The organism is Ochrobactrum sp. AP1BH01-1 (genome assembly GCF_018066705.1).
GTDB lineage: Bacteria > Pseudomonadota > Alphaproteobacteria > Rhizobiales > Rhizobiaceae > Brucella.
In genome coordinates this window covers 315,919-339,104 of sequence record NZ_JAGPOU010000004.1, presented here as the reverse complement: position 1 = coordinate 339,104, position 23,186 = coordinate 315,919, and the positions used below count along the sequence as shown (strand labels likewise).

Sequence of the window (23,186 nt, the reverse complement as noted above, 5' to 3'; positions counted from 1 at the left end):
GACCATTCATGTTTCAGATTGCCATGCTGCGTCGTGTCGCTCGTCGTTTGTCGGGTCGCTTCGCTCCCGTCGCGCGACTTCATTCCAAGAGTTCGTTCCGCGCCGCAGTAGGCAATGTCACGAAACTGGTTTCGCTGGCGCTTGTTGGAGCGACGGCTCTGCCGACGGACAGCGCGGTTGCGCAGACACAGACGCCTTTCGCGTGTGATTCCAGAATGTATCTGGCACAGGACGCTCCCACAGCGCTCTATCGTTTTGACGCCACACAAAATCCTTTCATCGTAAGCCCTGTCGGATCGCCGTCGACACTGACGTATAACGCCGTCGCGCTGAATCCCGTCGACAAATACATGTATGGATTGAGCGGCACTTCCCTGCTGCGTATCGGTGCGGGCGGTGGTGTCGTCAATCTGGGTACAGTGTCTGGCATTCCCGGCAGTGTTGCCGGCGAGTTTGGGCCCGGAGGTACGTTCTGGGTTGCTAGTGGCGCGAACCTTTACGGGATCAATGTCAATACGCGGACATCCACAACAGTTGCGCTGACCCAATCCGTCAACCTCAACGATCTGGCATGGTATAACAATCGACTCTGGGGTGCTGCCCCCGATAATGGGCCGCTGTATGAGATCAATCCGTCGACTGGCGCCGTTATTGCGCACGGTTCAACGGGAGTGGCTGGCAGCTTTGGCGGTATGTTTGGCGCCACCAACGGTATTTTCGGCAGCAACAACAGCGGCGGTTTCTATCAGTTCGACCCGGTGACCGGTAAAGCGACGCTGATCTCGAGCCTGCAGGGATCGGGTAATAATGATGGTGCCAAGTGCCCGACCACTCCGTTGGAATTTCCTGCAGACCTGAAGATTACCAAGACTGATGGCGCAACGTCCTATTCGGCGGGTCAGGTAGTCAACTACACCATAGTGGTTTCCAATGCTGGTCCCTTTGGCGCAATGGGTGCGCGGGTCAGCGATCCGCTCCCTTCCGGCATCACCACTGCGAGTTGGAGGTGCGGCGGGGCAACCGGAGGAGCTGTTTGCGGCGCAGCAAGCGGTACAGGCGCGATTAATACTACAGCAAATCTGCCTGCCGGCGCGTCGGTAACCTATACGCTTGCCATGAGCATACCAGCCGGGTTTACGGGTGACCTCGTCAACACCGCTACCGTGACGCCGCCGACCGGGACACCCGACCCGAACACGTCCAATAACTCTGCTACGGACAGGGATACCTTCACACCGCCTGCCGCAACCGTAAAAAAAGAACTGATCCGCGAAAGCATTACCACCAACAAGATCGCCGAGCCCGGTGAGGTTCTTACCTATAAGGTAACCGTTACTCATACCGGCGGTGGAGCGTTCAAGGACTTCGATTTCATCGAAAATATTCCAAACGGCGCCACGATGACACGTGTTTCGGGCGCAAAAGGATTTACCAGCCCTGTCTCCGGTGCCTCTGCCGTCCTGTTGACCGTGCCGGAGGTGCCGGTGGGCGGTAAAGCAGAAGTAGAAATCGATCTGACGGTCGCGGCTCCAATTCCGCTCGGTGTGTCGCAGATACGCAATTTCATCAGCGGCGGCGATGTGCCGTCGGGTTGCACCACCTGTTCGGTATCGACTCCGACCCCGCCTTATGTGCCAAGTGCCCCGGATACAGTGTCCTGCGCAACGTCGGGCGCATTCTTCAATACGGCTTATAACGGCGCAGGCGGGCAGAAGGCGAGCGGTTACGATAATTATTGGCAAATCGCATTAACCACGACCAATGTGACAGGCGCGCCCCCCTCCAATCTGGCTTGGGGTGGAGCAACGATTGTCACCAACCCTCCAGCCTCATATGTGAAGTCGCCATTTGGCAATGCCAGCTGGATTTCCAACAGTTCGACAGCCGCGCATCCTAACACGCAACTCTCGTACGACATCTTCTACCGATACCAGTTCAATCTCGATCCGGCCGTCGATCCGGCGAGTCTCGACCTGAAGATGAATTTTTATGCGGACAATTCCGTATATCAGGTATGGGTGAATGGCGTAGCTCAGAATATCCGCTCCAATTACGGAGGTAGCGACCCCTACTATTATTGGGGCTTCACCGACACAGGAGCCGCCACCGGCTCGATGAGAGGCAGCTGGCGAGTTGGTCTCAACACCGTCATTGTCCACATAAAGTCCGGCCCCGGGGCCCAGGCATTCATGGCTCAGGTGACCTCCGAAGCCATCTGTCAGCCGAAGCTTACACTGCGCAAGCAGGTGATCAACGACCAGAAGGGCACTGCGGTACCGACCGAATTCACGCTGCGCGCGACGGGTAAGGCGCCACTCACCAATTCGATCCAGGGGTTCATGGGCGATGCAGCGATCACCAATGCACCCGTTCCAGGCGGCACCTATGTGCTGGCCGAGGATAATAAGCCCGGTTATCTGGCCAGCGCCTATAGCTGCTCGGTTGACGGCAACGCTGCTCAGCCTCTGACCAATGGCGAGATCGCGCTTGCTAACGGCGAGAACGCGATCTGCACCATTGTCAATGACGACCAGAACCCGAAACTGACCCTTAAAAAGACCGGGACGCTGAACGATACGGACGGCGATGGCCTGATCGATCCGGGCGAAACGATCAGCTATTCCTTCCGCGTTGAAAACACCGGCGATGTTCCACTGACAGATGTGACAGTAAAGGACACACTGCTTGATGCTGCCGGCATTTCGGTCACACCGGGACCTCAGACCATTCAGCCGGGAGGTTCGGTGGTCTTCACCGCTACCTACACGCCGAAGCAGGCCGAGATCGATGCCGGGGTCGTGACGAATACTGCGACTGCCACCGGCACGCCACCCCTGGGCGATCCTATCGATAGCGATCCCGACACGGCGAACGTGCCCCCGGACCGGACGCCCGGGCTCACCATCGATAAGATTGGCACGCTGAACGATCTGGACGGCGACGGTCTGATTGATCCGGGCGAAACGATCACCTATGCGTTCGTCGTCACCAATACGGGCAATGTAACGCTAACCGGCGTGACGGTTGATGATCCTTTGGTGACGGTCGAGGAAGCGCCGCAGACGCTGGCTCCAGGCGGCAGGTTCACGTTCCATGGCACTTATGAGCCAAGCCAGGCCGACATCAACAACGGCAATGTGGTGAACACGGCCACCGCAATCGGTACACCGCCTTCTGGCGACCCGTTGGTAAGTGACCCCGATACGGTTACCGTACCGCCGGACCAGACGCCGCGCCTCACGATCGACAAGTCCGGCGTGCTTCAGGATAAGGACGGTGACGGGTTCGTCGATGAAGGTGAGGAGATTGTCTACAGCTTCATCGTCAGGAATACGGGCAATGTCACGCTGACCGATGTGACGGTGAAAGATTCCCTGCTTGCCGCCGAAGGCATTTCTGTGACCCCCGGTCCCCAGACGCTGGCACCGGGCGACGAGGTGACCTTCACTGCGACCTATGTTGCGACGCAGGACAAGATCGACGCCGGTCGGGTGACGAACACGGCGACTGCGACAGGCACGCCGCCGTCCGGTACGTCTTATGAGAGTACTCCCGATACGGAAATCGTACCGTCTGACCAGACACCGGGACTGACGATCGACAAGAAGGGAACGCTCAACGATACGAACGGCAATGGTCTTGTCGATCCGGGCGAGTCGATCACCTACAGTTTCCTCGTCCGCAATAGCGGCGCGGTCACTCTCACGGACGTGACCGTCAATGACCCGATGCTTCAGAAACCGGGTGTAACCGTAACGCCGGGGCCGCAGACGCTCGCCCCGAACGGTTCGGTCACGTTCTCAGCCACTTACACGCCAAGCCAGGAAGAAATCGACTCCGGCAAGGTGACGAATACGGCTACAGCGACCGGCAAGACGCCGACTGACACCCCGGTTGAAAGTGACCCCGATACCGAGATTGTTCCCCCTGCGCAGGCGGCGGGACTGACCATCGAGAAGACAGGTACACTCAACGACAAGGACGGCGACGGCCTCATCGATCCGGATGAGACGATCAGCTATTCCTTCCTCGTAACCAATACGGGTGCGGTGACGCTCTCAAATGTTACCGTCAACGACTCGAAAGTGACGGTAATCGAAGGGCCGCAGACGCTCGCGCCTGGTGCCAGCTTCACCTTCACGGCTCTTCCCTATACGGCTTCGACACCGGAAATCGATGCGGGTCAGGTGGAGAACACTGCGACCGCCACAGGTGTCACCCCGACAGGCGATGCGGTCGAGAGCAATCCCGATACGGCCATTGTGCCGCCTGATCGCACAGCGGGACTGGCCATCAAGAAAACCGGCACGCTGAACGATCTCGATGGTGACAACCTCATCGATCTGGGCGAGACGATTACCTATAGTTTCGTCGTACGTAATACGGGCAACGTGACCCTGACCAACGTCACGGTGAACGATGCGATGCTGGCCAGCGCAGGCGTTTCCGTATCGCCCGGGCCACAGACTCTGGCGCCCGGCGGCACTGCGACGTTTACCGCCACCTACAAGCCGCAGCAGGACGCCATTGATGCAGGCATGGTGTCCAACACGGCAACCGCCAAGGGCAACAATCCGGATGGTGCCGAAGTCGAAAGCACGCCTGACACGGCGATTGTGCCGCCGGATCGCACTGCTGGGCTTTCAATCGACAAGGTTGGTACGCTTCAGGATCAGGATGGCGACGGTCTCGTAGATCCGGGCGAGACGATTTCCTATACGTTCCTCGTAAAGAATACCGGCAATGTCACGCTGAAGGATGTCACGGTCGAAGATCCGAAGGTCAAGGTCGTTGAAGGTCCGCAGACGCTCGCACCCGGCGGAACCTTCACTTTCCATGCCAGCTATACGCCAAGCCAGGAAGAAATCGACGCGGGCCAGATTGTTAACACGGCGGTCGCCGTCGGCACTCCGCCTGCCGGTCCGCTCGTGAAGAGTGAACCCGATACCGAGATCGTGCCGCCGGATTTGGTGCCGGGACTGACAATCGATAAGGAAGGCGCACTCAACGACAGCAACGGCAATGGTCTTCTCGATCTTGGCGAGACGATCAGCTACAGCTTTCTTGTCAGGAATACAGGCTCCGTTACGCTGAAGAATGTAACGGTCAACGATCCGCTGGTGCAGGTCACGGAAGCCCCGCAGACGCTTGCACCGCGCGGTACTTTCACGTTCCATGGCTCCTATACCCCCACACAGGCCGACATCGACGCGGGCAAGGTCGAAAATACCGCCACCGCAACCGGCATCACGCCGTCCAACGGTTCAGTGAATAGCGCCCCGGACACGGTTATCATCACCGCCGATGTTACGTCTGGCCTGACCATCAAAAAGCAGGGTGAGCTCAATGACCTTAACGGCAACGCTGTTGCCGATGTGGGCGAGCAGATCACTTATACATTTATCGTCAAGAACACCGGCAAGGTGACGATGACGAATGTCGGCATCGATGACCCGATGCTGGCACGGAATGGCGTGCAGGTCAGCCCGGCCTCGGTTCAGGCGCTCGCTCCGGGCGCAGAAGCAACCTTCACTGCTGTCTATACGGTGGTTCAGGCGGATGTCGATGGCGGCAAGGTCGAGAACAGCGCAACCGGCAAGGGTACGCCGCCGACGGGCGAGCTCATCACCAGCCCACCCGATAAGGTAATTGTGCCGCCCGACCAGGCTCCGGGTCTTCAAATCCGCAAGACCGGCCAGCTCAATGACCTCGATGGAGACAACCTCGTCGATGCAGGGGAGGAAATCACCTATACTTTCGTGGCGAAGAATGTCGGCAAGGTGACGTTGACGAATGTCAGCGTCAGTGACCCGATGCTGACCAAGTATGGCGTGGCGATCAGTCCGGCTTCGGTGGCCACGCTTGCTCCCGGTGCGGAAGCGACCTTCACTGCGACCTATACAGCAGTTCAGGATGACATTGATGCGGGCAAGGTCGTCAATACAGCTACCAGTACCGGTACGCCGCCGACGGGTGAACCCATAACCAGCCCGCCTGACACGGTGATCGTGCCTCCTGATCAGACTGCCGGTCTGACTATCAAGAAGACCGGTACGCTCAACGACAAGGACGGCGATGGCCTCCTCGATCCGGGCGAAACGATCAGCTACTCGTTCCTCGCCCGCAATACGGGCAATGTCACGCTGACCAACGTCACTGTGAACGATCCGCTGCTGACCAATGCCGGCATTGTGGTAACGCCGGGACCCCAGACGCTTGCGCCCGGAGGAACCGCGACCTTTACCGCGACTTATGAGCCGACACAGGCCGATATCGATGCTGGCAAGGTGGAGAATACAGCTACCGGCACCGGCACGCCGCCGACCGGGGGACTCATCACGAGTCCGCCGGATACGGTGATCGTGCCTCCCGATCAGACTGCCGGTCTGACTATCAAGAAGACTGGCACGCTCAACGACAAGGACGGCGATGGCCTCCTCGATGCGGGCGAAACGATCAGCTATTCGTTCCTCGTCCGCAATACGGGCAATGTCACGATGACCAATGTCACTGTGAACGATCCGCTGCTGGCTGATGCCGGTATTGCGGTGACACCTGGCCCGCAGACACTCGCGCCCGGCGCGAGCGTAACCTTCACGGCAACCTACCAGCCGACACAGGCGGAAATCGATGCGGGCAAGGTGAAGAATACCGCCGCCGGCACCGGCACGCCTCCGACTGGTGAACTCATCACCAGCCCGCCGGATACGGTCGTCGTGCCGCCCGATGAAACGGCTAGCATGACCATCGACAAGCAGGCCCAGTTGGATGACCGGAACGGCAACAGCCTCATAGATCCGGGTGAATCGATCACCTACACCTTTGTCGTGAAGAACACCGGTGCGGTGACCATATCGAACGTCGCCGTCAACGATCCGCTGCTGGCGAAGGCTGGCGTCGCAATCGAGCCTGCGTCCGTCGCGTCGCTTGCTCCAGGTGCGGAAGCGGTCTTCAAGGCGGTCTATCAGCCGACGCAGGCCGATATCGAGGCCGGTTCCGTTTCCAATACGGCGACCGGTACCGGCACACCTCCCGGCGGGGGAGAGCCTATCGAGACCCCGCCGGATACGGTTGTGGTGCCGCCGGTGGAGCTGTCGCGGCTCGAGATCGAGAAAACCGGCAAGTTCAACGATAATGACAACAACGGTTATGCGAGCCTGGGTGACACGATCACCTACAGCTTCAAGATCACCAATACTGGCGGTCAGGTCATTACCGATGTGTCTCCGGTGGACGAAGGGCCGACCTTCAACGGCAAGACGGCGGCCGGAAAACTGTCAGCCTATACGCCTCAAAGCGTAACCTTGCAGCCCCATGCTTCGCAGGTCTTCAACGCGACCTATGCGCTGACGCAGGAGGATATCGACAGCGCCGCCGGTGTATTGGACGGCATAAAGAACTCGGCGACCGTGCAGGGCACTGTAGACGGCGGCGGTTCGGTGCCTTCAACCACCTCGACGTCCAACGTTACTATTCCGCCTGCGAAGCCTGCCGATATCACCATCATCAAGCAGGCCGGTCTGCGCCAGATCAAGCGCGGCGAAAAAGCGCCGTTCACGATCAGGGTAACCAACCATTCGAGCGGAAATGCCGGTTATGTCAGCGTGACGGACATCATGCCGTCCGGCTTCCGCTATGTCGACGGTTCAGCGACCGTGGATGGAGTGGCGGCGATACCGATCATCAATGGCCAGCGGGTGCGCTTCGACAATGTGGCGCTTGGACCCAATGCTGAGGTGGTGATCAGATTGCAGATGCTGGCGCTGAGTTCCGCAGGACCCGGCAAGCACACCAACAAGGCGACGGTGACCGGTCTCGACGGCAATCCGCTCGCGCCGGAAGCGCGGGCTGACATCGAGATCGCCATCGAGCCTGTGTTCGATTGCGGCGATATCGTTGGCAAGGTGTTCGATGACCTCAACCGCAATGGCTATCAGGACGAAGGCGAACCGGGACTGCCCGGCGTGCGTATCGCGACGGTACGCGGATCGTTGGTGACGACGGACAAACACGGGCGCTTCCATGTTGCTTGTGCCGACCTGCCGGACAGCCGGATCGGCTCAAACTTCATCATGAAGCTCGATACGCGAACCTTGCCTGCCGGCTACCGGCTGACGACGGAGAACCCGCGCGTCATCAGGCTCACCGCGGGCAAGATGTCGAAGCTTAATTTCGGCGCTTCGATCGGGCGTGTCGTGCGTCTCGATCTGACCGACGCCGCGTTCGAGCCCGGTACAACAACCCTGAAACCAAAATGGCAGAAGGGCATCGATCGCCTGATCGAGGCGCTTGAAAGCGAACCGTCCACGCTACGCATCGGCTATGGCGCGGCGCCGGATGCCGAGCTTGCCCGCCGCCGTATCAAAGCCATCGAGGAGGACATTACCCAAAGATGGAAGTCGGTCAGGGGCAGATACGAACTGACCATCGAGACCCGTGTGGAGGCAGGTCAATGAAAACGATTTTCCTGACTTCATCCACCTTCGCGAATATCGTGCGCCGCAAGCGCGGCCTGCTTCTGGCGGGCTGCGCCTTGGCCGCAGCCAATGCGGTTGTGCTCGACGCTTCGGCAGAAGATCGTCTGCGTGGCAAGGTGCTGGACAACAGCGCAGTCGCTAAGACGGGGATTGCACCGAATACGGAAACCGAAAGCCCTGACGAGGAAGGCGATATTCCGTTCTCGATCAGCGTCGATGGTGAAACGCTGGCAGAATCCGGCAAGCCGAAGCCTGCCAGCGGCAAGACAGACAGACAGCGCAGAACCGATGTCGGGCTGTCTGCAGTCGACATCCAGGTCAAGTTTGATGGGCTGGATGCGCGGCCCGTGCTTAATATCTCGACCAATCCGGTCCGCCGAACCTACAGGGCCGGTGAAGCGGTGCGTTTTCTCGCAACGGCCAACTATCCGGCTTTCATCTCCCGCTCGGAAATTCGTGTCTTCGAGACGGACAAGACCCTGAAGGAAGAACCTGCAGCGGTCATCCCGGTCGCCATCAATGGCGAGGCGGAATGGGTGATGCCGGAGACGGAAAACGAAAAGACGCGGTTTAAATATATTCTGCGCGTTTATGACAAAGATGGTCGCTACGACGAGACCCTGCCGCGTTCCATAGCCCGCACCGACAAGGAATTGCCGAAGGAAGACACCAAGCTTACGGAAGCACCTGCACCGGGCATGGGCGAGGACAATACCGGCACACGCAATATCGACGTGGTTGGTGGTGCCGTGACCGTCTATGGGCGTAACGTGCCGGAAGGATATCAGGTAAAGGCGCTGGACGGGATTGTCCCGCTGGACAAGAACCAGTCCTTTGTCATGCAGCGCATCCTGCCGCCGGGCGAACATGACGTGGATGTGGCTGTGCTCGGTCAGGAAAAGGGAAGCGCCCTCGACTTCAGCCGCCAGATCAATATCCCGGATAACGACTGGTTCTATGTCGGTCTCGCTGATCTTACCGTCGGCAAGCGCATGGGCGATGACGGGATCGAAGATGTGCGCCCCGGCGAATATGATGAGGTCTACACCAAGGGTCGGCTCGCCTTTTACGTGAAGGGCAAGATCAAGGGCAAATATCTTCTTACCGCAGCGGCGGACAGTCGCGAAGGTGAGATCAAGGATATGTTCCGCGGCCTCGATGACCGTGATCCGCGTAGTCTGTTGCGGCGTATCGACCCCGATGCCTACTATCCGGTCTATGGCGACGACTCGACCATTCTGGAAGATGCGCCGACCAACGGAAAATTCTATGTGCGGCTGGATCGCGGACCGAGCCACGTGATGTGGGGCAATTACAAAGCTTCCATCAAGGGTACGGAGTTCATGCGTTCGGAACGGGGGCTTTATGGTGCCAGCGCCGTCTATAATTCCGAGGAAGTGACATCTTTCGGCGAGCGCAAAACCGAAGTGAATGTCTATGCAGCCCAGCCGGACACGCTGCCCCAGCGCGACGAGTTTCTCGGGACTGGCGGTTCGGCCTACTTCCTGAAGCGGCAGGACATCACCACCGGCTCCGAAACACTGACCGTGGAGGTACGCGACCAGGTAACCGGCGAGGTCAAGGAACGCCGGACACTTATCTACGGAGAAGATTATACGCTCGACTACCTGCAGGGTGTCGTCATCCTCAAGCGTCCGCTGTCGTCTTCGACGGGCACCGGCGGAGCGATCCGCGAGGGCGCGCTTGGGGGCAATCGGGTTTATCTCATCGCGCAATACGAGTTCACGCCCACGATTGGCGAAGTGGATGGCTATGTCTATGGCGGTCGCGCGCAGCACTGGTTCGACGAAAAGGTGCGTGTCGGTGTCACCGGCATGAATGAGACGACCGGAGAGGCCAACCAGCAGGCTGTGGGAGCCGACATCACTATTCGTCACTCGGAAAAGACCTTCCTTGAAGCCGAAATCTCCCACTCCAAGGGGCCGGGTTTTGGTCTGTCGCGTTCGACCGATGGCGGGCTTACGCTGAGTGACGTCGCGACCACCGGCACGCGTGATCGTTCGGCGATGGCCTGGCGAACAAAGGGTCAGCTCGATCTGGAGGACATCGTCAACGATGGCCTCAAGGGAACGGTCGGCGGCTACTACGGAGAAAAGCAGGCTGGCTTTTCCACTCTTGCCGAGCAGGTGACGGTGGACGAACGCATCTGGGGTGCGTATGCGGATATCAAGCTGACGAAGGACGATAATCTCAAGCTCACCTATGACGATTACAAGGAAGGGCGCGATTACGACGAGTTTTATCAGCGGGAAACCGGCGGACGCACCAAGCGCAAGGGCGAGGCAACCGTCAGTCACCAGTTCGACGAATACTGGAAGGCGTCATTCGGTGTTTCCTATACGGAACTTCGATCGCCAATCGCAGTCTATTCCGGCAAGAGCGGCTATGATGGTGACAGGCTCGACGCAGGCGTCCGGCTCGACTATGCGCCCGATGCCGATCACAAATATTACGTTTTCGGCCAGGGCACCCTGTCGCGGGACGGGGACGTTCGCCGCAACGACCGGCTTGGTGTCGGAACGAAATATCAACTGACCGAAAAGGTTGGTCTCGAAGGGGAGATATCTTACGGCAACAGCGGATTGGGCGGACTGGCGGCCATCACCTATTCGCCGACGGCGTCCGACAACTACTATTTCGGTTATCGGCTGGATCCGGACCGCGCTTTCGATCTGGACCGCAGCTACGATCTCGACGGTGTAGACAAGGGTACTTTCGTTCTGGGTATGCGACGCAAGCTCGACGACACGCTGTCGACCTATGCGGAGAACAACTACGATCTCTTCGGCCGCCGCATGTCGCTCACCAAGACTTACGGTGTTATCTATACGCCGGATAAGGTCTGGACTGTCGATGGCGGGTTTGAGGCGGGTTCGGTGGAGGACGATACGGTCGATCCCGATACCGGTGCGGAGCGCTCAAATTTCGACCGCAAGGCGGTTTCGCTCTCGGTCGGCTACAAGGATGAGGAGCAGGGCATCAATGCACGCATACGCGGCGAGGCCCGCTTCGAGGAATCCGACGATGGCAGTCGTGACCGCAACACTTACCTGTTCGCGACAGGACTTTCCTGGAAGACGAGCGAGGATTGGCGGCTGCTCGTCAATGTCGATGCGGTGGTGTCGGATTCTGCCGGCGACAGTTCGTTCCGTGACGGCAATTACGTCGATGCGTCTATCGGCTATGCCTATCGCCCGATAGACAATGACCGGCTGAATGCGCTGTTCAAATATGCGTGGGTCTACGATCTGCCCGGCGAGGACCAGGTGAGCGCCATCACCGGCGACGAATATGGTCCGGCCCAGCGCAGCCATATCCTTTCGGCAGACTTCACATATGATCTGATGCCGTGGCTGTCGGTCGGTGGTAAATACGGCATGCGCTACGGCCAGGTCCGAGAGCGGCAGATGGACGATGACCGCAAGGAGTTTTCGGACTGGTATACGTCATCGGCCCATCTCGGCATTGTCCGGGCGGATCTTCATGTGGTGAAGAACTGGGACGCGCTGCTTGAAGGCAGGGTGCTGCACATGCCGGAGGCAAAGACCACCGATTACGGTGCATTGCTGGCCATTTACCGTCACGTCGGCGAGAACTTCAAGGTTGGAGCGGGTTATAACTTTGGCGCATTCTCCGACGATCTGCGCGATCTGACCCTCAACGACCGTGGCGTTTTCCTGAATGTCATCGGGAAGTTCTAGAAGGCATACCGAAAAGCGTAGTGCTTTTTTCGGTATGCGCTCAACCGAAATCTACAGGAGGCGACAGGGCTGAGCCCGCTCACGTTTCCTAAGAGGTGTCTTCCTCTTAGAAACGGATCGACTTTCGGAGAGAGCGATGCATTGGTTTATTATGTCGCGTGCAGTGCGTCCGAATGGACACACTGCACTCTTGTCGTGGGCGACAAGATCAGGCGATAATTTTTGACGCCCGCGTGCCTATCCCGATAACGAGACAAATTGGCGGAAGCGGTTCCAGTTCAATTCAATTGCTTTTCCTTCAGCCAGTCAGATGCAACCGCATCATAACTTTCCTGAGAAGCGAGACGCCCGTTCATTCGGATTAGGTCTTCGTTGGTGAGCGCCGAGGAAACAGAATCCAGAACCTTGACTATGTCGTCCGTAACCTTTTGAGACGCAATGATGGGTACGATATTTTGCGCAGGAAAGAGGTTCTTCGTGTCTTCGAGTGCAACCAATCCACTGGTCAGTATTGCGGGATCGGTAGAGAACATATCAGCCGCCTGCACCTGACCGTTGACAAGCGCTGTTAGTGTCAAGGGCCCGCCGACGTCCAATGCCTTGAACGATTTGAACTCCAGTCCATAAACATCCCGCAGCCCAACCACACCTTCTTTGCGCGTTTTCCATTCCGGCGGTGCGCCAAGAACGAATTCCGCTGCATGAGGCTTAAGATCTTCGATTGACTTCAGTTTGTATTTCTCTGCGGTCGCCCGGGTGACAGCGAGAATGTCCGAATTCTGCGCATGTGACGGTGTAAGCATTGAAATGCCTTTCGGCAAAACCGCTTTCAGCGCAGCCGCCACATCTTGCGGTGAATGCGCGGTAGCATTTTTATCCAGATAGCTTAGCGTTGCGCCAGTATATTCCGGAAGGAGATCTATGGAGCCGTCCTGAAGCGCGGGCATGTAGACTTCGCGACTTCCGATGCTCAAACGCGTATCGGATGCTATGCCTTTCGCGGCGAGCGCTTTTGCGTAGATCGTGGCCAATAGCTGGCTTTCCGGAAAATCCGCAGAACCGACAATAATCCTTGTATTGTCAGACCTCGTGGGTTCGTCCGCCGCAAGCGGATTGTTCTGCGCAAAAGCAGGTATGGCGGTTGCTGCGAGGAGAACGAATGCGCTGATAGTCTTGGTAATGCGGAAAGCCATTTTCATTGCTCCTGTTTAAAATTGGGAAGATCTTTATGCGTGTTTTTGCCCGGACGCCGCGTGAGTCCCGGCGAAACTGTCATGCGGGAAACGAGCCCTATGATGAGATCGACCGCCAAAGCCAGCAGTCCCACGAGAATGGCGCCGGCGGCCATCTGGTAATAATCATTCTGCGCTCTTCCATCGATGATCAGGCGACCGAGCCCACCCAGCGACACAAACGCCGCGATAGTTGCCGTTGATATAATCTGCAACGTCGCACTGCGGAGGCCGGAAAACATCAGTGGGAGCGCGCATGGAAGCTCGACGCCGAATAGTATACCCAAGGGACGTTGGCCCATTCCCCGAGCTGCATCCACGACCGACGGATCAACAGCGGCGATGCCCGCATAAGTGGCGGTCATGATTGGCGGAACCGCAAGCAACACCAGCACGATGAGGCTCGGGACGAGAAAGGCGAGATCCGACACGAACACCGGACCGAACAAAATCACCAGCAACACTATCAAACCGAGACTTGGCAATGCACGCAGCGCATTTGCCATTCCGGCGACGACGACAACCCCCTTGCGAGTATGCCCCACGTAAAGACCTATAGGTATGGCAATCGTGCAAGCGAACAATAATGCGATGGCGCTGTAACTGATATGCTGGAGCAGCAGCGTTGGGATTCCGTCCGGTCCCTGCCAATGTTGGGGATCGCCAAACCAGGCGAGAATGGAAGCAAGCATGTCACTGTCCCTTCGGTTGCCATGGCGTTAGTCGCCCGGACGCCCATACGATGACCCCATCAAGAAAAGCGGCAAGAATGACGCAGAGCACGATACCTGCGATGATTGGCGTCAAAAAATGCAGCTGAAGTCCCTGAGTGAAAAGCACTCCCAACTGCGGAGTGCCAACGAGTGCCGCAACCGACACGATGCTGACATTCGAAACAACCGCTACACGCAGCCCCGCTGCAATGACGGGTACTGCAAGAGGGAGCTCAACAAATATAAACCGCGGCAGGCGGCGGTATCCCATGGCATTTGCAGCTTGAAGGACGTCCGGTGAAACGGCGTCCAGCCCGTCCGATACGGTGCGAACCAGAAGCGCGAGCGCATAAAGGGTTAAGGCGACAACGACATTGATCGGATCCAGGATCTTCGTGCCCAGAATGGCTGGCAGCAGCACAAAAAGCGCAAGTGACGGGATCGTATAGAGAAGCCCCGATGCGCCGAGCAAAGCGGTCTTGAACAAGCCCGCCCGCTGGGCCAGCCAACCGAGAGGCAAAGCTAGTGCCAATCCGATTAGCACCGGAACGACGGACAGGCCGAGATGCCAAAGAAAAAGCTCGCCTATCCTGCCCGATTCACGCTGAAGCCATTCGAAATTCATGCAGCGTGCCTTCCAAAGGAATTTTGGATCGCCTTGACGGCTTCCCCGAGGGCCACTGACCCGACCAATGCGCCCGAGGCATCCACTATGACACCGCGTCCCGATGGAGAACTCAACGCTGCGTCGAGCACATGCCGCAGCGAACTGCCTTGCGGTGCAAATGTCCCAGAAAGATTAAGGTCGCCTTCCCGCAATGGTGCGCGCGCGCTATCGACATCGGCCCAGCCAAGCGGGTTTCGCTGCGCATCAACAACAAGAATCCAGCGACCGAGAGCATTCTTGCGCGCCTCTTCCGGACTTGTGCCGAGCCCAACGGTCGGTTCGTTCACGAGTTGCACCGATCTGTTGAATTCGGCGAAGCTCAGGATTCGATATCCACGGTCGCGCCCGACGAAATCGGCGACAAAAGCATCGGCGGGGCGGGCCAGCAATTCCTGAGGTGTAGCGATCTGGGCCAATGTGCCACCAGTACGCAAGACGGCGACTTGGTCACCCAGTTTCAGTGCCTCATCAATGTCATGTGTTACCATGATAATGGTTTTACCGATGTCGCTTTGCAGCCGGAGAAACTCGTCCTGCAACTGAGTGCGCACGACAGGGTCAACGGCGCTGAACGGTTCATCCATCAGCATGAATTTGGGATCCGAAGCAAGTGCGCGCGCAACGCCCACACGCTGCTGTTGTCCGCCGGATAGTTGCCATGGATATCGGTGCGCGAAATCTACCGACAGTCCCACGCGTTCCAAAAGCTCGTGGGCCGTTCTTAACGCTTTTGCTTTCGGGACACCATTCAACCGGGCTGTTGTCGCTATATTCTGCACGACCGTTCGATGTGGGAATAAACCGGCATGCTGAATTACATATCCAATCCGGCGTCGCAGGAGCGCGACGTCCATTCGATCAGTTGGTTCACCGTCCAGCAGAATTCGTCCAGAGGAGGGCGCAATCAGCCGATTGACCATGCGTAATGACGTGGTCTTGCCGCAGCCTGATGGTCCAACGAAGACGGTAAGCTTGCCGTTCGGCGCCTCCAACGACAGGCCATTAACGGCCGTCGTCGCACCAGCATAATGCTTTGTGACATTATCAAAGACGATCATGATTTATCTTTTCGTTCCACCAGATTGTGCCGACTTATTGCGCCTTTTCGGCTTATAGTGTCGATCTTGTATATACATATCGTTGCATAAGTTTTTGAAAGCTGCAAGGGCTAACCCACGCCGAAAAATTATCCATGGCAGCAATAAGCTGAGAGAAGGGGACACAAGACACCGGGCGTTATGGACGCCGGCTCATGACATTTGAAAGGTCATCAGAAGTGGCTACAGCCCCAAAAAGCTCTGCAATATCGACATTGATAGCCTATCCATGTCGGGGAAGCTTCCGTTTTCGCCTGGAATTTAAAGACCCCGGGGAATGATTAGTTCCGTCGGGATCATTTCGGGCAGAGCGGCCGTCTGTGCAGACTCGTCCAGAAGCTCAAAGGCACGCTCGATCATTGCCTGAACATTTTGCCGGGCCATCACAACCGGGAAGTGGAGAACCTCGATGAATGGGTCCCAGTCGAAGCACCCGATGGAACATTCTCGCACTTCATCGACCGGAAGCGTTTTCAGAAAGCTGACGATCCCCTCGAAAGGGCTCGTCGAGTTCACGAAAAGAGCCTCGGGCAGCCCCTTCAGTTCAGCATAGATAGCGCGCATCGCCCTTGCGGCGATATCGGGATCGTAGCCTTCCGTAATGATCGTGCCGGGGTGGGTCGGGAGGTTCTGCGCGGCCAGTTCATCCTGATAACCCCGTACGCGTGCACGCGTGTTGTGGTCGCTATCCACGCCGCCGATGAAATAGAAGCTGTTGTCCTTTCGACGTGATCTGCGTTCGGCGATTTGACGCGTTAACTGTCGGGCACCGTCATAATTGTCGCTGATCACGGAAGCGCCGTGTTTCCCGGGAAGATCGACATTGATGTGCTTCAGGTGAGCCTTTTCGCAGAGTTCCGCGACGCTGTCCGGATCGGTTGCGCCTGCTATGAGCAGAGCATCGATATTATGCGCAATCAATGTTTCCACAGTGCTGCGTTCCTGCCGCGGGTCGCGCAATGTGCTGGCCACGACCGGAACAAGATTCCGGGAGCGGGCCACGGTTTCAAAAGACGCTGCCATCGAGCTGAAGTATCGATTGTCCAGCATCGGCAAGATCATGCCAATTAAGCCGGAGTTGGATATCCGTAATCCGCGTGCCTGAAGATTAGTTGTATAGCCGAGTTCGCCAGCTATTACTCGTACTTTATCCGCTGTTGCTTTCGTAATTCTCCTGTTTTCCCAAGAACCATTCATAACGGATGCAACGGTAGAGGCGGATACTCCGGCTCTTTCCGATATGTCGTAAATGGTTATTTTCCGGGGAGTGCTCATCAGGCCTGCTTTTGTGTCTGCATTGAGGCGCAATCTTAGCGGCCCCTCGCCACCCGCTGCAAGTGGCGCAAGGCTGAATCCGGTTGTTTCTCTGTCATTTTCCTCTTGACCGAATGTGTCATGTCGAGCAATGGTAGTGCTGCACTATCGATGGTGCAGCATGATAATACACCGAGAGGAGCGGTGAACACATGCCGAGGTCGGGGAGGAGCCTTCCATTCATGCATAACCCAGCCTCGTCAGCATTGCTCGGTTTGATTGGCCTGCCGCAAGGCAATGCGCCGTCAGGGGAATCGGAATTCCACGGCGTTTTGAGATCGCTGTCGGGAGAACATGTGGGGTGGAATAGCGAAACGAAGTCTGTCTGCAAGGTTGCGGAGACAAAAAATTAGAACTCAACGGGAGTGAGACATGAAGAATCTGATTGGTAAGGCAGCTTTTGCTGCAGTGATGCTGTCGTCTTTTGCGAGCGGTGCGCAGGCAGAAGTAAAGGATGCAGTGGTTGGCTTTTTGATGCCGGATCAGGCATCCACACGCTATGAGGAGCGTGATTATCCAGGCTTTGCCGCCGAGATGAAGAAAATCTGCGAAAGCTGCAAGGTGCTTTATCTCAACGCCGACGGCGATGCGAGCAAGCAGCAGCAACAGTTCAACTCGGTCATTTCGCAAGGCGCGAAGGTGATTGTACTTGACGCGGTCGACACGGCGGCAGCCGCCTCGCTGGTCAAACTCGCCCAGTCGCAGGGTATCAAGGTCGTCGCCTATGACCGTCCTATCCCGGATGCGACGTCTGATTTCTACGTGTCGTTCGACAATGAAGCCATTGGCAAGTCGATTGCGGAATCGCTGGTCAAGCACCTGAAGGACAAGGGCGTATCGGGCGACAAGGGCGGTGTTCTGCAGATCAACGGTTCGCCAACCGATGCCGCTGCCGGTCTCATCAAGAACGGCATTCATGCCGGCCTGAAGGATAGCGGCTACAAGACGCTTGCCGAATATGACACACCGGAATGGGCGCCGAGCAAGGCGCAGCAGTGGGCCAGCGGCCAGATCACCCGCTTCAACGACCAGATCGTCGGCGTGGTGGCCGCCAATGACGGCACCGCAGGCGGCGCGATTGCAGCCATGAAGGCGGCCGGTATCGATCCGCTTCCGCCGGTCACCGGCAACGATGCGACGATTGCAGCGCTTCAGCTCATCATTTCGGGCGATCAGTACAACACGATCAACAAGCCGTCTGAAATCGTCGCCGCGGAGGCTGCACGCGTCGCGGGCCAGCTTCTGAACGGGGAGACCCCCAAGGCTGAAGCCACGCTCTACAACACGCCGTCGAAGCTCTTCGTTCCGGTGGTCGTAACTGCTGACAACCTCAAGGCCGAGATCATCGACAAGAACATCGTTTCCGCTGAAACGCTGTGCGTCGACCGGTATGCTGACGGCTGCAAGAAGCTCGGTATCACGAAGTAGGCAAAGATACGCCCGGCCGGCTATCCGGTCGGGCAATTTGATGCGAATGGCGTATCCTGCTATATGCCGGGGAAAGTAAGATCATGTCCCAAGATCACAAAGCTACCGCGACATCATCGCAGCCCGTGCTGCGTCTTAGCGGCATATCCAAGAATTTCGGCGCCGTTTCAGCGCTGACCGATATCGATCTGGAAGTCTTTCCGGGTGAGGTTGTCGCCCTTGTCGGCGATAACGGCGCGGGAAAGTCCACCCTGATCAAGACGCTGGCGGGTGTGCATCAGCCGACATCCGGCACCATTGAGTTCAATGGTGAGAAGGTTGTGCTTTCATCGCCGGGCGTTGCGCTCGATCTCGGCATTGCGACGGTCTTTCAGGACCTGGCGCTGTGCGAGAATCTCGATGTCGTCGCCAATATTTTCCTTGGCCGTGAAATGAGCCCATACCGCCTCGACGAAGTGTCGATGGAAATCAAGGCCTGGAAGCTCCTGAACGAGCTTTCCGCCCGTATTCCAAGCGTGCGCGAGCCGGTGGCCTCGCTCTCCGGTGGCCAGCGTCAGACGGTTGCGATCTCGCGTTCGCTGCTGCTCGATCCGAAGCTCATCATGCTCGATGAGCCGACGGCAGCGCTGGGCGTCGCACAGACGGCTGAAGTTCTTGATCTTATCGAGCGTGTTCGTGACCGCGGGCTCGGGGTCCTGATGATCAGCCACAATATGGAAGACGTGCGCGCAGTGGCAGACCGCATCGTCGTGCTGCGGCTTGGCCGCAACAACGGTGTCTTCTATCCGGATTCGTCAAATGAGGAACTCGTCGCCGCCATCACCGGCGCGAGCAGCAATTCCGTTTCCCGCCGTGCCGAACGGCGTCAAGCGCAGCATGAAGCCGGTCAGGCCCATGATCGGGGAGAAGCATAATGAACCAGGCAACCGGAAATACCCCTCTCGACCGCCAGGATACACGCGTGCGTCATGACGAAGGCGTTTCAGGCGCGCTGCGTAGCTTCTTCGACCGTGTTCGTTCAGGCGATCTTGGGTCGCTGCCGGTTATCGTCGGCCTTGTCATCATCTGGACCGTTTTCCAGACGTTGAACCCGGTTTTTCTGTCGAGCAACAATCTCGTCAATCTGCTGTTCGACTGCTCGACCATCGGCGTGATTTCGCTCGGTATCGTCTGCATCCTGATGCTGGGTGAAATCGATCTTTCGGTCGGTTCGGTCAGCGGTCTGGCCTCGGCTATCGTCGGCGTGCTCTGGGTCAATCATGGCTGGCCTGTCGGATTTGCGATGCTGGCGGCGCTATGCACTGGGGCGCTTATCGGCCTGCTTTATGCGTTTCTCTATAACCGCTTCAGCATGCCAAGCTTCGTTTCCACGCTGGCTGGCCTGCTGGCAGCGCTCGGGCTTCAGCTTTATCTGCTCGGCAATACCGGCTCCATCAACCTGCCTTACGGCTCGTGGCTCGTGAGCTTCGGCCAGCTTCTGGTGATGCCGCGTCCGCTTTCTTATGCGCTGGTGCTGATTGCCGGACTTGCCATCTTCTTCACCGGATTCCGCTCCGCGCAGCGCCGCCGTGAAGCCGGCCTGTCGGCACCGTCCTCGGCCGGGATCGCGCTCAGGGCTATCGTTATCACGATCATTGTCGGTGGCGCAGTGTTCTATCTCAACCAGTCGCGGGGCGTGCCATGGATGTTCGGCCTGTTCGTGGCGCTGGTGATTGCAATGAACTACGCACTCACCCGCACCAAATGGGGACGTGCCATGCAGGCCGTCGGCGGCAATCGTGAAGCTGCACGCCGCGCCGGTATCAATGTCACCTTCGTCTATATTTCGGCCTTCGTGACCTGTTCGGTCCTGGCCGCGGCAGGGGGAATTCTGGCCGCAGCGCGCCTTGCTTCCTCCAGCCAACAAGCCGGTACGGGTGACGTCAACCTGAACGCTATTGCAGCGGCGGTCATCGGTGGCACAAGCCTCTTCGGCGGGCGCGGCAGCGCATGGTCGGCATTGCTTGGCATCATCGTCATCCAGTCGATCGCCAGCGGCCTGACGCTGCTCGATCTGTCATCGTCGCTTCGCTATATGATTACAGGCGCTGTGCTTGCAATTGCAGTGATTGTCGATTCTCTTGCCCGCCGCTCGCGCCAGTCGCACGGCCGCGCCTAACAAAAAGGGTTCTCAAATGGCTCAGGATCTCAAAGGACAAGTTGCAGCGGTTACTGGCGCTGCTTCAGGCATCGGCTTTGAATGCGCAAAGCACATGATCGAAGCGGGCATGACGGTGTTCCTCGTCGACCGTGACGAGGAGGCGCTGAAGGAAAAATGTGCTGAACTCGGCGACAAGGCCAGACCGCTGGTCATCGACCTGCTCAATCCGGCATCTGTCGCCACGATGATGCCGCAGATTCTCGAACACGCTGGCCAGCTTGACGTGTTTCACGCCAATGCCGGCGCCTATATCGGCGGTCCTCTTTGGGAGGGCGACCCGGATGCATGGGACCGCATGTTGAACCTCAACATCAACGCCGCCTTCCGCACCATCCATGCCGTGCTGCCACATATGATGGAGCGCAAGACCGGCGATATCATCATGACAAGCTCTGTCGCCGGTGTTGTGCCGGTGATCTGGGAACCGATCTATACGGCGTCCAAACATGCCGTTCAGGCCTTCGTGCATACGGTTCGCCGTCAGGTCGCCCCGCACGGTATCCGCGTCGGCGGCGTCCTGCCGGGCCCGGTCGTGACCGCCCTCATCAGCGACTGGCCGAAGGCCAAGCTGGACGAGGCACTTGCCAATGGCAGTCTGATGGAACCGAAGGAAGTTGCGGAATCGGTGATGTTCATGCTGACCCGCCCGCGCAACATCACCATTCGCGATCTGGTCATTCTTCCGCAGAGCCTTGATCTGTAAACAGGAGCGGCCATGACGAGCTATTATCTGGGCGTCGATGTCGGCACCGGCAGCGCCCGCGCGGGTCTCTTCGACGCCAGCGGCAGCATGCTTGCCTCGGCCAAGCGCGATATTACCATCTGGCGCGAGGCAGGCAGCATTGTCGAGCAATCGAGCGCCAATATCTGGCAGGCGGTGTGCGACAGCGTGCGCGAGGCCGTCAAGATCGCCGGCGTCGATCCGGCTGACATTGCCGGTATCGGCTATGATGCGACATGCTCGCTGGTCGTGCTGGGCGAGGGCGGCAAGCCGCTCGCCGTCGGCCCGTCCAATGATCCTGCACGCGACATCATCGTGTGGATGGATCACCGCGCAGTCGGACAGGCCGAGCGCATCAATGCGACCAAGGCCGGGGTTCTCGACTATGTTGGTGGCACCATTTCTCCGGAGATGGAAACGCCGAAGCTTTTGTGGCTCAAGGAAAACAAGCCGGAAACCTTCGCCGCCGCCTGGCAGTTTTTCGATCTGACTGATTTTCTAACCTGGAAATCCTGCGGCAGTCTGGCCCGTTCGGCCTGTACCGTAACTTGCAAATGGACTTATCTCAGCCACGAAAAGCGCTGGGATGAGGCGTATTTCCGCAAAGTTGGCCTTGGCGAGCTGGCCGACGAAAATTTCGTCCGCATCGGTACCGACGTTCGCGCCGGTGGCGAAAAGCTTGGCGACTTGAGCGAACAGGCAGCGGCCGAACTCGGCCTGAAGCCGGGGACAGCGATTGCCGCCGGTCTGATTGACGCCCATGCGGGCGGTATCGGAACGGTGGGGGCACGCGGTTCGGAAGGCCGGATATTATCACGCATGGCCTATGTGTTCGGCACTTCGGCCTGCACCATGACCACTACCGAACAGCCTGTTTTCGTGGATGGCGTCTGGGGACCGTATTATTCGGCGATGGTTCCGGGCCTGTGGCTCAACGAGGGTGGCCAGTCCGCGGCAGGCGCTGCTATCGATCATCTGATCCACATGCATCCTTTCGCGGCAGAAGCGGAAAAGCAGGCGGCGGACAAGGGCTACGGGCTTGCCGACAGCCTTGCCGCCGAAGTCGAGGCGAGGGGCGGCGTTGAAAAGACGGCTGCTATCATCGGCGACATTCATGTGGTGCCGGAATTCCTCGGCAATCGCGCGCCGTTCGCCGATCCTGACGCACGCGCCATCATTGCCGGGTTGGATCTCGATGCCGGGCTCGACAGCCTGACGGCACTTTATCTCGCTGGGTTGTGCGGGCTCGGCTATGGTGCGCGGCAGATCGTCGAGGCGCAGAAGGCAAAGGGCATCAAGACCGATACTATCGTGGTTTCCGGCGGAGCGGCCCGTTCACATCTGGTGCGACAGGTGCTTGCCGACACGACCGGTCTCGTCATCGCCGCTTCCACGTCGCCGGAACCGGTGCTGCTCGGTTCCGCCATGCTGGGCGCGGTTGCGTCGGGTGCTTATCCTGATCTTGCCGCCGCCATGCACGCCATGTCGGAACTTGGCGAGGTGAACAGGCCGGATGCCGAGCGCGCCAAATGGCACGACAGGCGCTTCGAGGCGTTCACGCTGTTGCAGGCAACGGCGCGAAAAATTCGCTCCATGGATGGCTCGAACTAGCGCG

12 protein-coding genes are annotated in these 23,186 nt (G+C 58.2%); 7 read left to right on the top strand and 5 right to left on the bottom strand.

Features of this window, described 5'->3' with window-relative positions; translation table 11 throughout:
- The first annotated feature begins 8 nt into the window (after nucleotides 1-8).
- Nucleotides 9-8,456 (top strand): CLIPPER-2 domain-containing protein, encoded by an 8,448-nt coding sequence (locus J9800_RS16435; protein WP_210845883.1) that lies wholly within the window; start codon nucleotides 9-11, stop codon nucleotides 8,454-8,456.
- Nucleotides 8,453-12,199 (top strand): TonB-dependent receptor, encoded by a 3,747-nt coding sequence (locus tag J9800_RS16430; RefSeq protein WP_114216064.1) that lies wholly within the window; start codon nucleotides 8,453-8,455, stop codon nucleotides 12,197-12,199. Before J9800_RS16435 ends, J9800_RS16430 begins: the two co-directional genes overlap by 4 nt.
- A 278-nt stretch (nucleotides 12,200-12,477) precedes the next feature.
- Here the strand turns inward: J9800_RS16430 and J9800_RS16425 are convergent, their stop codons facing one another.
- The 5 genes from J9800_RS16425 to J9800_RS16405 all read right to left on the bottom strand — a co-directional run bounded on the left by J9800_RS16425 (nucleotide 12,478) and on the right by J9800_RS16405 (nucleotide 17,216).
- Complete coding sequence (locus tag J9800_RS16425) at nucleotides 12,478-13,392, bottom strand: ABC transporter substrate-binding protein (RefSeq protein WP_114216063.1); 915 nt, start codon at nucleotides 13,390-13,392, stop codon at nucleotides 12,478-12,480.
- Nucleotides 13,393-13,394: 2 nt separating this feature from the next.
- On the bottom strand, nucleotides 13,395-14,123 hold the full coding sequence (locus J9800_RS16420) for an ABC transporter permease (RefSeq protein WP_286167559.1): 729 nt from the start codon (nucleotides 14,121-14,123) through the stop codon (nucleotides 13,395-13,397).
- 1 nt (nucleotide 14,124) lies between these two features.
- Nucleotides 14,125-14,769: an ABC transporter permease gene (locus J9800_RS16415; RefSeq protein WP_112586488.1), complete on the bottom strand. Its 645-nt coding sequence runs from the start codon at nucleotides 14,767-14,769 to the stop codon at nucleotides 14,125-14,127.
- Nucleotides 14,766-15,869, bottom strand: a complete 1,104-nt coding sequence (locus J9800_RS16410) for an ABC transporter ATP-binding protein (protein ID WP_112586486.1) — start codon at nucleotides 15,867-15,869, stop codon at nucleotides 14,766-14,768. The genes J9800_RS16415 and J9800_RS16410 overlap by 4 nt, the downstream gene beginning before the upstream one ends.
- Nucleotides 15,870-16,169: 300 nt before the next feature.
- On the bottom strand, nucleotides 16,170-17,216 hold the full coding sequence (locus J9800_RS16405; RefSeq protein ID WP_286191791.1) for a LacI family DNA-binding transcriptional regulator: 1,047 nt from the start codon (nucleotides 17,214-17,216) through the stop codon (nucleotides 16,170-16,172).
- 378 nt (nucleotides 17,217-17,594) lie between these two features.
- On the opposite strand from J9800_RS16405, the gene J9800_RS16400 reads away from it, so the two are divergent.
- The 5 genes from J9800_RS16400 (at nucleotide 17,595) to J9800_RS16380 (ending at nucleotide 23,182) form a co-directional block, all read left to right on the top strand.
- Nucleotides 17,595-18,650 (top strand): ABC transporter substrate-binding protein, encoded by a 1,056-nt coding sequence (locus J9800_RS16400; protein ID WP_114216062.1) that lies wholly within the window; start codon nucleotides 17,595-17,597, stop codon nucleotides 18,648-18,650.
- Between the two features lie 83 nt (nucleotides 18,651-18,733).
- Complete coding sequence (locus J9800_RS16395; protein ID WP_112586482.1) at nucleotides 18,734-19,564, top strand: ATP-binding cassette domain-containing protein; 831 nt, start codon at nucleotides 18,734-18,736, stop codon at nucleotides 19,562-19,564.
- On the top strand, nucleotides 19,564-20,808 hold the full coding sequence (locus J9800_RS16390; protein WP_114216061.1) for a sugar ABC transporter permease: 1,245 nt from the start codon (nucleotides 19,564-19,566) through the stop codon (nucleotides 20,806-20,808). The genes J9800_RS16395 and J9800_RS16390 overlap by 1 nt, the downstream gene beginning before the upstream one ends.
- A gap of 16 nt (nucleotides 20,809-20,824) precedes the next feature.
- The gene (locus J9800_RS16385; protein ID WP_114216060.1) at nucleotides 20,825-21,553 is read left to right on the top strand and encodes an SDR family oxidoreductase; all 729 of its coding nucleotides are present in this window, start codon (nucleotides 20,825-20,827) and stop codon (nucleotides 21,551-21,553) included.
- 12 nt (nucleotides 21,554-21,565) lie between these two features.
- Nucleotides 21,566-23,182, top strand: coding sequence for an FGGY-family carbohydrate kinase (locus J9800_RS16380; RefSeq protein WP_114216059.1), 1,617 nt, complete (start codon nucleotides 21,566-21,568; stop codon nucleotides 23,180-23,182).
- The last annotated feature ends 4 nt before the right edge of the window (nucleotides 23,183-23,186 follow it).